A 14,266-nucleotide genomic window follows, 5' to 3' on the forward strand; every position below is an offset into this window, starting at 1 on the left:
GCGAATGTTACGCGAGCGCGTCAAAAACAAAAAGGCAGATCGCCTTGCGGTGATCTGCCTTTCAACGCCGTAAGAACGGCAATGAAGCGAGTTCTTGACTGCGTTTTTACAACGAACTTACTCCGAAGCTGCCGAAGCTGCAGCAGCAGTTGCTGCCTTCTTGTGCGACTTCTTGTGAGCGTGCTTCGTGGTCTTCTTTGCCGACGAAGCAGCTGCTGCCGGAGCTGCCGATGCTGCCACCGGTGCCGAAGCTTGTGCGAATGCTGCCGTTGCGAAGAGGCCAGCGACCAGAGCGGCGATCAGTTTGTTCATTTTGAAATCCTCAGCTTGAGTTGATTAACCAAATGACCCGGTTATATGTAGAGTCATGTCGGTAAACGTGCCATCCACCTTTCGGTTGACAGCCGCATCGAACAAATTTTTCGACGCGTCTGCTTAGCGCTCAGACTCCCTGTACTCGCCGCGTGAGCGGCTTGTGCAAAGGCCCTTAAGGCTGAATGCCGGATAGCTTCGGGCGGCATCTGCGTCGAATAACGCGTGAGCTTGCGCACCGGTTGACGTGTTTTTTGTGGAAAATTTATATGCCGATGTGCTGAGGCAAATGAATGACTGCGCAGCGAATACGAATGCAATTGTTTCACGCGGTTTTCATGTTGGTTTCACGCGCTATTTTGTTTGCGGATACAACGAGTTAGCTTTTTCGCCTCTGATCAAAATAGAGGTTCGATGCGAGATCGGCGCGGACATATGGCACGTGCAAACGCGTTCAGGCGATACCTTCCCATGGCGCCTTCAGCGGCAATTCGACACTCTCTCCCGGCTGAAGTCCGAGCGAAAAAATATCAAGGGCGCCGATCCCGGCGCGCACGAGGCGCAACGTCGGAAAACCTACCGCAGCGGTCATGCGCCGCACCTGACGGTTCTTGCCTTCGGTGATCGACAACTCGATCCATGTGGTCGGAATCGCGGCGCGATAGCGGATCGGCGGCGTGCGGACCCACAGCGAGTCGCTCGGCTCGACATATTCAGCGCGGCAGGGCAGCGTCACGTAATCGCCGAGATCGACGCCGCGCGCGAGTTTCTTCAGCGTGGCATCATCGACCGCGCCTTCTACTTGCGCCCAATAACGTTTGACCAGTTTGTGCCGTGGCTCGGCGATGCGCGCTTGCAGCGCGCCGTCGTCGGTGAGGAGTAGCAGCCCTTCGCTATCGGAATCGAGCCGGCCCGCCGGATAGACGCCGGGCACTTTCACCCAGTCGGCCAGCGATGCCCGCGTTTCGTGCGGCGAAAACTGACAGATGGTGCCGAACGGTTTGTTCAGGGCGAGAAGTCGCATAGCAGGATCGATGAAGGTCGAGCAGCACCGGCTGCGCCGGGGATGTGCCACGCAGGCCGGGAGAGGCGCTGGCTCGATAGTAAATGGCGGAATAATAATGCATAATAAGTCGCTGTAAGTCCTCTGTCTTATATAAGACATAAGAGTAACTAACTTGCGGCTTTGATTTTCGACAATGTTGGAAAACCCCGAGCCGCGATGGGCTCGTTGCTGCGTCGGCGTGGGCTAGAATAGGCGACCAGGCCGCTCGCGGCAGGCTGCCCGCGGGCGTCCGGCATTGCGCGTAGCGAGGAGCACCCAGTTTCCGCAGTCTCCCATCAGCTTTCAGCATAGCTTTCACTGGAGTCCGATCATGCCGTATCAGCACATCAAGGTTCCGACCGGCGGTGACAAGATCACCGTCAACGCAGATTTCTCGCTCAATATTTCCGATCAACCGATTATTCCGTATATCGAAGGCGACGGAACGGGCCTCGACATCACGCCGGTGATGTTGAAAGTGGTGGATGCCGCAGTAGAAAAAGCCTATGCAGGCAAGAAGAAAATCCACTGGATGGAAATCTATGCCGGCGAGAAGTCGACCAAGGTGTACGGCCCGGACGTGTGGCTGCCGGAAGAAACGCTGCAGGTGCTGAAGGAATACGTCGTCTCGATCAAGGGCCCGCTCACCACGCCGGTCGGCGGCGGCATCCGTTCGCTGAACGTCGCGCTGCGTCAGGAACTCGATCTGTATGTTTGCCTGCGCCCGGTGCAATACTTCAAAGGCGTGCCTTCGCCGGTGCGTGAACCTGAGAAGACCAATATGGTGATCTTCCGTGAGAATTCGGAAGACATCTATGCTGGCATCGAATGGCCTGCTGAGTCGGAACAGGCCAAGAAGGTCATCAAGTTCCTGCGGGAAGAAATGGGTGTGAAGAAGATCCGCTTCCCGGAAACCTCGGGGATCGGTATCAAGCCGGTGTCGCGCGAAGGCACGGAGCGTCTGGTGCGCAAGGCGATCCAGTATGCGCTCGACAACGATCGCCGCTCGGTCACGCTGGTGCACAAGGGCAACATCATGAAGTTCACGGAAGGTGCATTCCGTGACTACGGTTATGCGCTGGCGCAGAAGGAATTCGCCGCGGAGCTGATCGACGGCGGTCCGTGGATGAAGATCAAGAACCCGAAAACGGGTGGCGACATCGTCGTGAAAGACGTGATTGCCGATGCATTCCTCCAGCAGATCCTGCTGCGTCCGGCGGAATACGACGTGATCGCCACGCTGAATCTGAACGGCGACTATGTTTCGGACGCGCTGGCCGCACAAGTCGGCGGCATCGGGATCGCGCCGGGCGCGAACATGTCGGATTCGGTCGCCATGTTCGAAGCCACGCACGGCACCGCGCCGAAGTACGCCGGCAAAGACTACGTGAATCCGGGTTCGGAAATTCTCTCGGCCGAGATGATGTTGCGTCACATGGGTTGGACTGAAGCGGCCGACCTGATCATCAAGTCGATGGAAAAGTCGATTCTGCAAAAGCGGGTCACGTATGACTTCGCGCGCTTGATGGAAGGCGCGACGCAAGTGTCGTGTTCGGGCTTTGGCCAGGTGTTGATCGAAAACATGTAAGCGATTCGCGCTGGGTTCTCCAGCTCGAATTCAAAACCCCGGCGCCGTGAGGTGGCCGGGGTTTTTTGTTTTGGAGCGTTCAAGCCCCATACATGCCGACTGCGAACGCCTGACGGTTCAGGTCAAATCTCCGACCCTTGTTGGGGAAATTTCGCATCCTCGCTTCGGACCGGTATTGAGGCGTTCGCCGTGCGGTGTCGGGTACGTTACGCCCGTCTAAAAAATCGCGCCCGTTTGACGGCGAGGCGCGACACCCCGCCTGACTACTCAATCCCAGTTCCCTGCCTGCGAGTGACAAAACAATGACCCACAAAGATATCGTTGCGAATGTGTATGTCGCCACGCCAAGCTATGGCGCCGTCGTGACGACGGACTACGTGCTCGGACTTCTCGACCTCTATGACGAGGCCGCCCAACATGGCTTCGGCCTGCAGGTCAATTTCAACAGCTTCGACAGCCTGATCACCCGCGCGCGCAACACTATGGTGGCGGAATTTCTCGCCGACGCCCGCTTCACACATCTGATGTGGATCGACGGCGATATCGGCTTCAAAGGTGCGGACGTGGTTCGTCTTCTGCAGGCTGACCGCGCGGTGGTTGCTGGCGTTTACCCGTTGAAGATCGACGGTTGGCCCGCAGGTGGTCTGGAGGAGGGCCTGCCGGCTGGTTCGACGAAAGCCGATTTCCGCGCGCGCCACGCCATGTATCCCGCCGTGGTGCGCGGTGATGATGCGCTGGAAGTCGATGCTGAAGGTTTTCTCGATGTCCTCTACGCGCCCACTGGCTTCATGCTGATCAGGCGAGAAGTCTTTCTGGCGCTGATGCAACGCTTTCCGGAGTTGCACTGCCGTTCAAAGCTCGCGGACCGTCCGGAGTTGGATGTGGGGGCGTCGGCGGCATTCCTCTATGCGTTCTTCGACACCATGATCGACCCGGAGTCGCGGCTGTATCTGTCGGAGGACTATGCGTTTTGCCGTCTTATTGAAAGCATCGGCATCACACCCGCAGTGGATGCACGGTCGAATTTGCGCCATCAAGGCATCGCGGTGTACGAGGGCGACCTCGCTCGTAGTCTTGGTATACAGCGCTCGAGGGCAACTTACGCCGCCGGTTAGCAGGCATGGTGGAGAGCCCGCGGCTCGAAACACACCGCCAAAGGCGAAACGAAAGCTTACGGAAAACCGGTGGAATTTCCGATAATTGGGACGAGGTCCGCCTGTCGACCGGGATCGCGGCCGCGATCACCTGAAATCACCTGAAACTGGAAGGAAACGCCCAAAAAAAAGAAACCCGGCACGAAGCCGGGTTTCAAAGGACGGGTAACGAACAGTTTCAGGCAGGTGCCTGGATGTTCGATGCCTGTTTGCCTTTCGGGCCTTGCACGACCTCGAAGGTTACTTTTTGACCTTCCTTGAGGGTCTTGAACCCATTCATCTGGATGGCCGAGAAGTGTGCAAACAGATCCTCACCACCTTCGTCAGGCGTGATGAATCCGAAACCTTTTGCGTCATTGAACCATTTGACCGTACCAGTTGCCATTCCAACTTCCCCTGTAACTCATGTCACTACCACGAGCCCTCGAAAAGCTCGACGACCGCGATGCAGCCGCTCCCTCCTCACAAGCTCACCATCGGCATTTTTTCGATTTATGGCTCAGTGAAAAAAGTGCCAGCTTGATTGTTGAGGCTCTTTATTCGAGTGTCAAGAAAATTTTGAGACGCCGTTGTCGCGTTGCAAACAGGCGTTTTCCAGGGTTTTTCCCTCTTTTATTTTGTTATGTGCGGTTGCCCAAGCGTGCTGTCTTGAAAAGTCGCATAATCGACTCACATGCTGTTCTGCGGGTCGCGCGCCGTCCGCTGGCCGGGCGGGTGCTTCAGCCAGTACTGGCAGGTTGTGCGATACTCGATCCGACTGCGGCGCAGCACGGCTGCGACGCATCACAGGATAGGGGCCGGCTCCGCAATCGGCTCGTCGAATGACGCAATGCCGTTGGGGGTAATTACCCATCAGGCGATAGCGAACGGGCTCACCGGCCGGTTGGCCGGGTTTTGACAGGATTGCGGGCCTGTCCTAGTTGTTTAGAATGGGTGTATGGCGATTATCCCGGACAAGCAGGACGGCACCGTACTGGAGCGGCAGGAAAAGAAGCTGAAGCCGCCTTCCATGTACAAGGTGGTGCTGCTGAATGACGACTTCACGCCAATGGAATTTGTCGTGATGATCGTGCAGGAATATTTCAATAAAGATCGTGAAACCGCAACACAGGTAATGTTGAAGGTGCATCGCGAGGGCAGGGGAGTTTGTGGGGTCTATACGCGGGACATCGCGTCGACCAAAGTCGAGCAAGTCGTTACCCACGCACGGCAGGCCGGGCATCCGCTGCAGTGTGTGATGGAGGAAGCATGATTGCCCAGGAACTGGAAGTCAGCCTGCACATGGCGTTCATGGAAGCACGCCAGGCGCGGCACGAGTTCATAACGGTCGAACATCTTTTGCTGGCACTGTTGGACAATCCAACGGCGGCGGAGGTGTTGCGTGCATGCGCGGCCAATATCGAGGATCTGCGCCAGAACCTGCGCAACTTCATTCATGACAACACGCCTACCGTGCCTGGCACGGACGACGTCGACACGCAGCCCACACTGGGTTTTCAGCGTGTGATCCAGCGCGCGATCATGCATGTGCAATCTACCTCGAATGGCAAGAAGGAAGTGACCGGCGCGAATGTGCTGGTTGCGATCTTCGGCGAGAAGGATTCGCATGCGGTGTACTACCTGCAGCAGCAGGGCGTGACGCGTCTGGATGTGGTGAATTTCATCTCGCATGGCATCGCCAAGACCAGCAGCACGGACGCCGCGAAAGCGAGCGACGCGAATGCCGAGTCTGACGAAGCCGCCGCGCAGAAAGAAACGCCGCTCGCCCAGTTCACGCAGAACCTGAACCAGATGGCGAAAGACGGCCGCATCGATCCGCTGATCGGGCGCGAGTCGGAAGTCGAGCGCGTGGTGCAGGTGCTGTGCCGCAGGCGCAAAAACAATCCGCTACTGGTCGGTGAGGCCGGTGTCGGTAAGACGGCGATCGCCGAAGGGCTCGCCTGGCGCATTACGCGTGGCGAAGTGCCGGATATTCTGGCCGATGCGCAGGTGTATTCGCTCGACATGGGCGCGCTACTCGCCGGCACCAAATATCGTGGCGACTTCGAACAACGCCTGAAGACCGTCCTCAAGGAATTGAAGGAACGTCCGCACGCGATCCTGTTCATCGACGAAATTCATACGCTGATCGGCGCGGGTGCTGCGTCGGGCGGCACGCTGGATGCGTCGAATCTGCTGAAACCGGCGTTGTCGTCGGGCACGCTCAAGTGCATCGGCGCGACCACGTTCACGGAATATCGCGGCATCTTCGAAAAAGACGCGGCCTTGTCGCGCCGTTTCCAGAAGGTCGACGTGACCGAACCGACCGTCGAACAGACGGTGGCGATCCTGCGCGGCCTGAAGTCGCGCTTCGAAGAGCATCACGGCGTGAAGTATTCGTCGGGTGCGCTTTCGGCTGCGGCTGAATTGTCGGCACGCTTTATCACGGATCGTCATTTGCCGGACAAGGCGATTGACGTGATCGACGAAGCAGGCGCGGCGCAACGCATCCTGCCGAAGTCGAAGCAGAAGAAGACCATTGGCAAGAACGAGATCGAAGAAATCATCTCGAAGATTGCTCGTGTCCCGCCGCAAAGCGTGTCGCAAGACGACCGCAGCAAGCTGCAAACGCTGGATCGCGATCTGAAGAGCGTGGTGTTCGGGCAAGACCCGGCCATCGACGCGCTGGCGGCCGCGATCAAGATGGCGCGCGCAGGCCTCGGCAAGCTGGACAAGCCGATCGGCGCGTTCCTGTTCTCCGGCCCGACTGGTGTCGGCAAGACGGAAGTGGCGAAGCAACTGGCGTTCACGCTGGGGATCGAGTTGATCCGCTTCGACATGTCGGAATACATGGAGCGTCATGCGGTCAGCCGTTTGATCGGTGCGCCGCCCGGCTATGTCGGTTTCGATCAGGGCGGTCTGTTGACCGAAGCCGTCACGAAGAAGCCGCATTGCGTGCTGTTGCTCGACGAAATCGAGAAGGCGCATCCGGACATCTACAACGTGCTGCTGCAGGTGATGGACCACGGCACGCTGACGGACAATAACGGCCGCAAGGCGGACTTCCGCAACGTCATCATCATCATGACGACGAACGCGGGCGCCGAGGCAATGGGCAAGTCGGTGATCGGCTTCACGAATCGTCGGGAAACCGGCGACGAAATGGTCGACATCAAGCGCATGTTCACGCCTGAGTTCCGTAACCGTCTGGACGCAACGATCAGCTTCCGCTCGCTCGATGAAGAAATCATCATGCGTGTGGTCGACAAGTTCCTGATGCAGCTGGAAGATCAGTTGCATGAGAAGAAGGTCGACGCGCTCTTTACCGACGCGCTGCGTGCTCACCTCGCCAAGCACGGTTTCGATCCGTTGATGGGCGCGAGGCCGATGCAGCGTTTGATCCAGGACACGATCCGTCGTGCACTGGCCGACGAGTTGCTGTTCGGCAAGCTGATGAATGGCGGTCGCGTGACGGTCGACGTGGATGCGGAAGACAAGGTGCAGTTGACCTTCGACGAGCATCCGGCGCCGCGCAACCCGAATCCGGAAGCGGTTGAGGTTGAGTAAGTTAGTCGAGTAAGTCTTAGTCGTACCTCTGAATGCAGAACGGCGCGGGTTGAACCCCGCGCCGTTCTGCTTTTTGCGTTTCGGATTACGTCACTTTGCGGTTTGTGCGGCAAAGCGATACGGCATCCTTAGTGCTTGCCCGTGCTGCCGAAACCGCCGGCGCCGCGCTCGCTTTCCGAAAAATCATCCACGATATTGAACTCGGCCTGCACCACCGGCACGATCACCAACTGCGCAAGGCGCTCCATCGGATTCAGCACGAACGTGGTCTCGCCACGATTCCATGTCGAGATCATCAGTTGACCTTGGTAATCCGAATCGATCAGGCCGACCAGATTGCCCAGCACGATGCCGTGCTTATGGCCGAGACCCGAACGCGGCAGAATCAACGCCGCATAACCCGGATCGGCGACGTGAATCGCCAGACCCGTCGGCACCAGCGCGGTTTCGCCGGGTTTCAGCGTCAACGGTTCGTCGAGGCAGGCGCGCAGGTCGAGGCCTGCGCTGCCGGTGGTTGCGTAGGCCGGGAGTTGGTCGCGCATGCGCGCATCGAGAATCTTCAGGTCGAGTTTCATGCAGTTTCGAAGGTTTAAGGAGTGGAGGCCGGGCGTCCGAGTTGGAACGCATCGGCGAGAAGTTCATAGGAGCGCAGCCGGGCGCGGTAGCTGCCTGCGACGGTGAGCACGATCAGTTCGTCGGCCTGGAACTGCGCCTGCAAGTCTTGCATGCGTTCGGTGACGGTTTCCGGCGTGCCGATGATGCTACGTGGCTTCTCGCGGTCGATCACCAGCCGCTCGCGCTCGCCGTACTCCTGCGCGATGCCCTGTTCGATTGTCGGGATCGGCTCATTCAGGCCATAAGCCATTTGCACGCGGCGCAAGTCGACGGCTTTCTCCAGATCGGCCGCCTCCTGCTCGGTATCCGCGCAGATCACGAATACGGCGGCGGCCAGATACGGCTGCTGCGTTTCCTGGCTGGCTTTGAAGCGCTCGCGGTAAGCGAGCGCCACTTGATGCCCGAAATGTGCGTTGATGAAATGCGCGAATGCGAAGCGGATACCGAGTTGAGCTGCCAGCAAGCCGCCGAATTCGCTCGAACCGAGCATCCAGAGTTGTGGACGTGTATCGACTTGCGGTTGCAGAAGTACGCCCTGCGCGAGATGACCTTCTGGCAGCGTGCCGTGCATCAGACCGACCAGATCTGCGACCTGTTGCGGGAAAATGTCGCCGCGATTGTAGGTGCCAGCCGCCACCGCTTGCGCCGTTTGCATGTCGCCGCCCGGCGCGCGTCCCACGCCGAGATCGATGCGATTCGGGAACAGCGCCTCGAGCATCATGAATTGCTCGGCGACTTTGAACGGGCTGTAGTACGGCAACATGATGCCGCCGGAGCCGAGGCGAATGCGTTTGGTTACGCTGCCGAGGCGCGCCAGCATCACCTCGGGGCAGGGATTCGACACGCCGCGCAAGCCGTGATGTTCGGCGCACCAATAGCGCGTGTAGCCGAGATCGTCGGCAAGCTGCGCGAGTTCGACGGTGGCCGCGATCGCGTCCGCCACTGAGTGCCCGCCGATCACGGGCGTTTGATCGAGCACGGAAAGTAGCGTCATGTCAGTACTGCTCCAGATACAGATAATTCGGTGCGCTGGAGGCGCGTGGTGGCGTACGCAACACGCCGCCACGCGCGGCTTTAGCGGATGAGACTTGTGTCGGGCAGGCGCCTGGCAATCTCAACGATCAAGGCGCGCGCGAGCGTCTGCTTGTCTGCGCGCGGCAGCTTCGTTGCACCGCCTGCTTCGAACAGGATTACCTCGTTGTCGTCGAGACCGAAAGTGAGTGGCCCGAGATTGCCGATCAGCAACGGCACGTTTTTGCGCACGCGTTTTTCTTCGCCATGCACTTCGAGGTCGCCGCTTTCCGCCGCGAAGCCAACTGCGAATGGCGGATGCGGGAGCTTGGCGACCGATGCCAGGATGTCCAGATTTTCGACAAACGTGAAGGTGGGCAGTGCGCGGTCGGCGGCCTTCTTGATCTTGTGATCGCTGGCGTGATCGACACGCCAGTCGGCCACTGCGGCCACGCCGATAAAGATGTCGGCGTCAGCGACCGAGCGCATCACCGCGTCGTGCATCTGCTGCGCGGTTTGCACGTCTTCGCGGAGCACGCCCCATGGCGTTTCCAGCGCGACGGGGCCAGCGACCAGATGCACCTCGGCCCCCGCTTGCTGCGCGGCGCGTGCCAATGCAAAGCCCATCTTGCCGCTCGAACGATTGGTGATGCCGCGCACCGGATCGAGCGGCTCGAAGGTCGGACCGGCGGTTAGCAGCACGCGACGGCCGGACAGAATCTTCGGTGAGAAGAATGACGCGATCGCTTCGTAAGTAGCGGCCGCTTCCAGCATCCGTCCGTCACCGGTTTCGCCGCAGGCTTGCGGACCCGAATCGGGGCCGAGCACCTCGATGCCGTCCGCGCGCAGCTGCGTGACGTTGCGTTGGGTGGCCGGGTTCTGCCACATCTGCCGGTTCATTGCCGGTACGACGAGCAGGGGACAATCGCGCGCGACACACAGCGTCGAGAGCAGATCGTCGGCCATGCCGTGCGCGAGTTTGGCGAGGAAGTCGGTAGAGGCGGGTGCAATGACGATCGCGTCGGCTTCACGCGAGAGATCGATGTGCGCCATGTTGTTCGGCACGCGACCGTCCCACTGGCTCGTGTAGACGGGGCGGCCGGAGAGTGCCTGCATCGTGATTGGGGTGATGAACTGCGTGGCCGCCTCGGTCATCACGACCTGCACGGTCGCGCCGGCCTTGGTCAACAGACGCGTGAGTTCGGCGATCTTGTAGCAGGCAATGCCGCCCGTCATGCCGAGGACGAGGTGTTTTCCTGCGAGTTCTGCGGTTGCCAACGAAAGCCTCCGACAAAGCGTGGTAGCGGGCAGCGGCACCGTGCACCGCCGCTCGCCTTCAAACTAGCGCGAACCGCGCACGCGCCGCAACTCGTCGAGCACGAGCAGGATCGCGCCGATCGTGATCGCGCTGTCGGCGAGATTGAACGCCGGCCAGTGCCACGTGCGGACGTGAAAATCGAGAAAGTCGATCACATGGCCGTACGCGAGCCGGTCGATCACATTGCCGAGCGCGCCGCCGAGAATCAGCGAGAGCGCCGTGCAGAACATCTTCTGTCCGCCGTGACGCTTGAGCAGGTAGCAGATCACAAGCGCCGCGACCACGCCGAGCGCGGTGAACGCCCAGCGCTGCCAGCCGCCCGCCATTGCGAGGAAGCTGAAGGCGGCGCCACGGTTGTACACGAGGATCAGGTTAAAAAACGGCGCGACCTCATGCGGAACACCGTAGGCGAACACCTTCTGCACCGCGATTTTCGTCAGCTGATCGAACAGGATCACGATCAGCGCGACGCCGAGCCAGGGCGCCAGCGAACTGTTTCCGGACGACGTTTTCGACATGGTTCTTGCCATTATGCCGCGCTCCTCGTTTCGCCGTTGCCGAACAGGTTGCTGAAGCAGCGGCCGCACAGGTTGGGGTGCTCGGCGTTTGCGCCGACGTCCGCGCGGTAGTGCCAGCAGCGTTCGCACTTCAGATACTTCGAGGCGACCACTTCGACGCCTTCTTCCGCTTCGCTCTCGACCTTCACAACGTTCGCCGCCGACGTGATCAGCACGAACTTCAGATCGTCGGCGAGGCTGGCGAGCGCATCGTAACGCGCACCGCTCGCGCGGACTTCGACCTCGGCCTGCAGCGACGAACCAATCAGGTTCGCCACACGTGCCTCTTCCAGCGCCTTGGTCACGTCGCTACGCGCGGCGCGCAGCAGCGTCCATTTGTCGAGCAGATCGCCGGCGTCCGGCACTTGCGGGAACGCGTGATAGGTCTCGGTGAAGATCGTTTCGCTGTTCGGCGAGAAGATCTTCCACGCTTCTTCGGCGGTGAACGACAGGAAAGGCGCGATCAGGCGCAGCAGACCGTGGGCGATGTGATACAGCGCGGTCTGAGCCGAACGGCGCGCGACGGAGTCAACCGCCGTGGTGTACAGACGGTCTTTCAGCACGTCCAGGTAGAAGCCGCCCAGGTCTTCCGAGCAGAACGTCTGCAGCTTCGCGACCACCGGGTGGAACTCGTACTTGTCGTAGTGCGAGAGGATGTCGTTTTGCAGATTTGCCGACAGTGCCACCGCGTAACGATCGATCTCGAGCCAGTCTTCGACCGGACGCGCGTGTTGCGCGAAGTCGAAGTCGGACAGATTTGCGAGCAGGAAGCGCAGCGTGTTGCGGATACGGCGATAGCCTTCCGTCACGCGCTTCAGGATCTCTTCCGAGATCGCCAGTTCGCCCGAGTAATCGGTCGACGCGATCCACAGGCGGATGATTTCCGCGCCGAGCCGGTTCGCCACTTCATGCGGGTCGATACCGTTGCCGAGCGACTTGCTCATCTTGCGGCCTTCGCCGTCGACGGTGAAGCCGTGTGTGAGTAGCGCGTTGTACGGCGGACGGCCGTCGAGCATCGAAGCCGTCAGCAGCGACGAGTGGAACCAGCCGCGGTGCTGGTCCGAGCCTTCCAGATACAGGTCGGCCGGGAATTGCAGTTCGTCTTTGTGCGAGCCGCGCAGCACGTGCCAATGCGTCGTGCCCGAATCGAACCAGACGTCCAGCGTGTCGCGGTTCTTCTCGTACATGTTGGCGTCCTCGCCGAGCAGTTCGCGCGGGTCGAGCGTTTGCCATGCTTCGATGCCGGCCTTCTCGACACGTTGTGCGACTTCTTCGAGCAATTCCAGCGTGCGTGGATGCAGCTCACCGGTTTCCTTGTGCACGAAGAACGCCATCGGCACGCCCCATTGACGTTGACGCGACAGCGTCCAGTCCGGGCGGTTGGCGATCATGCTGAACAGGCGCTGCTTGCCCCACGACGGATAGAAAGCGGTGTTCTCGATGCCCTCAAGCGCGGTTTCGCGCAGCGTCTTGTCAGTGTCGTTCGGCTTCACGTCCATGCCGGCGAACCACTGCGAGGTTGCACGGTAGATGATCGGCGTCTTGTGGCGCCAGCAGTGCATGTAGCTGTGCCGATAGTTCTCGGTGCGCAGCAGCGAGCCAGCGGCTTGCAGGGCTTCGACGATTTGCGGATTGGCCGCCCAGATCGACAGGCCACCGAACAGCGCGAGCGATTCGATATAACGGCCGTCGCCCATCACCGGGTTGATGATGTCTGAATCTGACATGCCGTGCGCCTTGCACGACACGAAGTCTTCCACGCCGTATGCCGGCGACGAGTGCACGACACCCGTACCCGTTTCGGTCGTCACATAGTCGCCGAGGTAAACCGGCGCCGTGCGCTTGTAGCTCGGATGGGCCGATGCGAGCGGATGGTTGAAGCGCAGGTTGACGAGTTTCGCGCCCGGCGTGGTCGCGATGAGCGTGCCTTCGAGGCCGTATTGCTTCAGGCACGCTTCAACGCGCTCTTCAGCGACGATTAGCAGGCCGCGCGGCGTATCGACCAGCGCGTAGACGATTTCCGGATGCAGGTTCAGCGCCTGGTTGGCAGGGATGGTCCACGGCGTGGTGGTCCAGATCACGATGCCGCCTTCATTGCGCGGCAGCGCATTCAGGCCGAAGGCCTGCGCGGTCTTTTCCGGCTCGGCGAAGGTGAACAGCACGTCGATGGTTGGATCGGTCTTGTCCGCGTATTCAACTTCCGCCTCGGCCAACGCCGAGCCGCAGTCAAAACACCAGTTGACCGGCTTTAGGCCGCGATACACATAGCCTTTGTCCATGATTTTCGCGAGCGCGCGGATTTCACCGGCTTCGTTCGTGAAGTTCATGGTCTTGTACGGGTTGTCCCAGTCGCCGAGCACGCCCAGACGGCGGAAGCCGACCTTCTGCTTCTCGATCTGTTCGGTCGCGTAAGCACGCGCCTTCTGCATCACTTCAGCGGCCGGCAGCGACTTGCCGAACTGCTTTTCAATCTGGATTTCGATCGGCATGCCGTGGCAATCCCAGCCCGGCACGTAGACCGCGTCGAAGCCCGCCAGATTGCGCGCCTTGACGATCATGTCCTTGAGGATCTTGTTCACCGCGTGGCCGAGGTGGATGTCGCCGTTCGCATACGGCGGGCCGTCGTGCAGGATGAACTTTTTACGGCCTTTGCTGGCTGCGCGGATCGCCTCGTAGACCTTGCGTTCCTGCCATTCCTTGACCCATTGCGGCTCGCGTTTGGGCAGGTCGCCACGCATCGGGAACGGCGTGTCGAGCAGGTTGACCGGGTAGCGTGACTGCGGTTTCGAATCGGCTTTCTTGTTGCTCATGATGAGGTCGCGGTGAATTTTTTCTAAGCGCAGCGAGGCTGCGGTATGCGCATGAAGCGCAGGGCGTTGGGCGCGCCCGGCAGGCATGTCGTGTGACCCACGGACGCCCTTCGATGCGCGCAGCAGTGGGTACATGCAGCACTTGGCGCGCTTGCATGTACCGCGGCGGCTATCTAATTCGGTCGGTGGCCGAGGTGGCGAAACCGGTGGAGCGGCTGCCCGGCGTGCCGGCGCCGACGGCCGCGAACCACGCGCGGGCATTGGCGGCGTCACGCGCGATGGCGGCGGTCAGCGTTTCGAGGTCGACGTA

12 protein-coding genes and 1 pseudogene are annotated in these 14,266 nt (G+C 60.2%); 4 read left to right on the forward strand and 9 right to left on the reverse strand.

The features are described 5' to 3' along the window. Window positions 1-117: 117 nt before the first annotated feature. Window positions 118-312, reverse strand: coding sequence for a hypothetical protein (locus VFE81_RS11330; protein ID WP_325044686.1), 195 nt, complete (start codon window positions 310-312; stop codon window positions 118-120). Window positions 313-766: 454 nt separating this feature from the next. After that, window positions 767-1,336, reverse strand: coding sequence for a pseudouridine synthase (locus VFE81_RS11335; protein WP_325044687.1), 570 nt, complete (start codon window positions 1,334-1,336; stop codon window positions 767-769). A gap of 352 nt (window positions 1,337-1,688) precedes the next feature. Between VFE81_RS11335 and icd the strand changes: the two genes are divergently transcribed. Together icd and VFE81_RS11345 are read left to right on the forward strand one after the other, a co-directional pair. Continuing rightward, window positions 1,689-2,945, forward strand: a complete 1,257-nt coding sequence (gene icd / locus VFE81_RS11340) for an NADP-dependent isocitrate dehydrogenase (protein WP_325044688.1) — start codon at window positions 1,689-1,691, stop codon at window positions 2,943-2,945. 302 nt (window positions 2,946-3,247) lie between these two features. Then, a complete protein-coding gene (locus tag VFE81_RS11345) occupies window positions 3,248-4,060 on the forward strand; it encodes a hypothetical protein (protein ID WP_325044689.1) in 813 nt (270 codons plus the stop codon). 217 nt (window positions 4,061-4,277) lie between these two features. Here the strand turns inward: VFE81_RS11345 and VFE81_RS11350 are convergent, their stop codons facing one another. Next, window positions 4,278-4,484 carry a cold-shock protein gene (locus tag VFE81_RS11350; protein ID WP_007180614.1) on the reverse strand — a complete coding sequence of 69 codons (207 nt, stop codon included), beginning with the start codon at window positions 4,482-4,484 and terminating at the stop codon, window positions 4,278-4,280. Between the two features lie 552 nt (window positions 4,485-5,036). On the opposite strand from VFE81_RS11350, the gene clpS reads away from it, so the two are divergent. Next, on the forward strand, window positions 5,037-5,351 hold the full coding sequence (gene clpS, locus VFE81_RS11355; RefSeq protein WP_006050100.1) for an ATP-dependent Clp protease adapter ClpS: 315 nt from the start codon (window positions 5,037-5,039) through the stop codon (window positions 5,349-5,351). Further along, on the forward strand, window positions 5,348-7,645 hold the full coding sequence (clpA, locus tag VFE81_RS11360; protein WP_325044690.1) for an ATP-dependent Clp protease ATP-binding subunit ClpA: 2,298 nt from the start codon (window positions 5,348-5,350) through the stop codon (window positions 7,643-7,645). Before clpS ends, clpA begins: the two co-directional genes overlap by 4 nt. Window positions 7,646-7,773: 128 nt before the next feature. Here clpA and dut read toward each other — a convergent pair whose 3' ends face one another. The 6 genes and pseudogenes from dut to VFE81_RS11390 all read right to left on the reverse strand — a co-directional run. Beyond that, complete coding sequence (gene dut / locus VFE81_RS11365; RefSeq protein ID WP_325044691.1) at window positions 7,774-8,220, reverse strand: dUTP diphosphatase; 447 nt, start codon at window positions 8,218-8,220, stop codon at window positions 7,774-7,776. A 14-nt stretch (window positions 8,221-8,234) separates the two neighbouring features. Further along, window positions 8,235-9,254 carry an LLM class flavin-dependent oxidoreductase gene (locus tag VFE81_RS11370; RefSeq protein ID WP_325044692.1) on the reverse strand — a complete coding sequence of 340 codons (1,020 nt, stop codon included), beginning with the start codon at window positions 9,252-9,254 and terminating at the stop codon, window positions 8,235-8,237. A gap of 80 nt (window positions 9,255-9,334) precedes the next feature. Continuing rightward, window positions 9,335-10,549 carry a bifunctional phosphopantothenoylcysteine decarboxylase/phosphopantothenate--cysteine ligase CoaBC gene (coaBC, locus tag VFE81_RS11375; RefSeq protein ID WP_325044693.1) on the reverse strand — a complete coding sequence of 405 codons (1,215 nt, stop codon included), beginning with the start codon at window positions 10,547-10,549 and terminating at the stop codon, window positions 9,335-9,337. A 63-nt stretch (window positions 10,550-10,612) separates the two neighbouring features. Next, window positions 10,613-11,119 (reverse strand): signal peptidase II, encoded by a 507-nt coding sequence (lspA, locus tag VFE81_RS11380; RefSeq protein WP_325044694.1) that lies wholly within the window; start codon window positions 11,117-11,119, stop codon window positions 10,613-10,615. Beyond that, window positions 11,119-13,956, reverse strand: coding sequence for an isoleucine--tRNA ligase (gene ileS, locus VFE81_RS11385; RefSeq protein ID WP_325044695.1), 2,838 nt, complete (start codon window positions 13,954-13,956; stop codon window positions 11,119-11,121). The genes lspA and ileS overlap by 1 nt, the downstream gene beginning before the upstream one ends. A 169-nt stretch (window positions 13,957-14,125) precedes the next feature. Next, window positions 14,126-14,266 (reverse strand): annotated as a pseudogene (locus VFE81_RS11390) (bifunctional riboflavin kinase/FAD synthetase); the annotation flags it as partial.

It is taken from the genome of Paraburkholderia sp. (genome assembly GCF_035656215.1).
In the GTDB taxonomy this organism is placed as follows: Bacteria; Pseudomonadota; Gammaproteobacteria; order Burkholderiales; family Burkholderiaceae; genus Paraburkholderia.

Coding starts and splice junctions, on each gene's coding strand:
- VFE81_RS11330 (WP_325044686.1), bottom strand. CDS start 312: ATGAACAAACTGATCGCCGCTCTGGTCGCTGGCCTCTTCGCAACGGCA.
- VFE81_RS11335 (WP_325044687.1), bottom strand. CDS start 1,336: ATGCGACTTCTCGCCCTGAACAAACCGTTCGGCACCATCTGTCAGTTT.
- icd (WP_325044688.1), top strand. CDS start 1,689: ATGCCGTATCAGCACATCAAGGTTCCGACCGGCGGTGACAAGATCACC.
- VFE81_RS11345 (WP_325044689.1), top strand. CDS start 3,248: ATGACCCACAAAGATATCGTTGCGAATGTGTATGTCGCCACGCCAAGC.
- VFE81_RS11350 (WP_007180614.1), bottom strand. CDS start 4,484: ATGGCAACTGGTACGGTCAAATGGTTCAATGACGCAAAAGGTTTCGGA.
- clpS (WP_006050100.1), top strand. CDS start 5,037: ATGGCGATTATCCCGGACAAGCAGGACGGCACCGTACTGGAGCGGCAG.
- clpA (WP_325044690.1), top strand. CDS start 5,348: ATGATTGCCCAGGAACTGGAAGTCAGCCTGCACATGGCGTTCATGGAA.
- dut (WP_325044691.1), bottom strand. CDS start 8,220: ATGAAACTCGACCTGAAGATTCTCGATGCGCGCATGCGCGACCAACTC.
- VFE81_RS11370 (WP_325044692.1), bottom strand. CDS start 9,254: ATGACGCTACTTTCCGTGCTCGATCAAACGCCCGTGATCGGCGGGCAC.
- lspA (WP_325044694.1), bottom strand. CDS start 11,119: ATGGCAAGAACCATGTCGAAAACGTCGTCCGGAAACAGTTCGCTGGCG.
- ileS (WP_325044695.1), bottom strand. CDS start 13,956: ATGAGCAACAAGAAAGCCGATTCGAAACCGCAGTCACGCTACCCGGTC.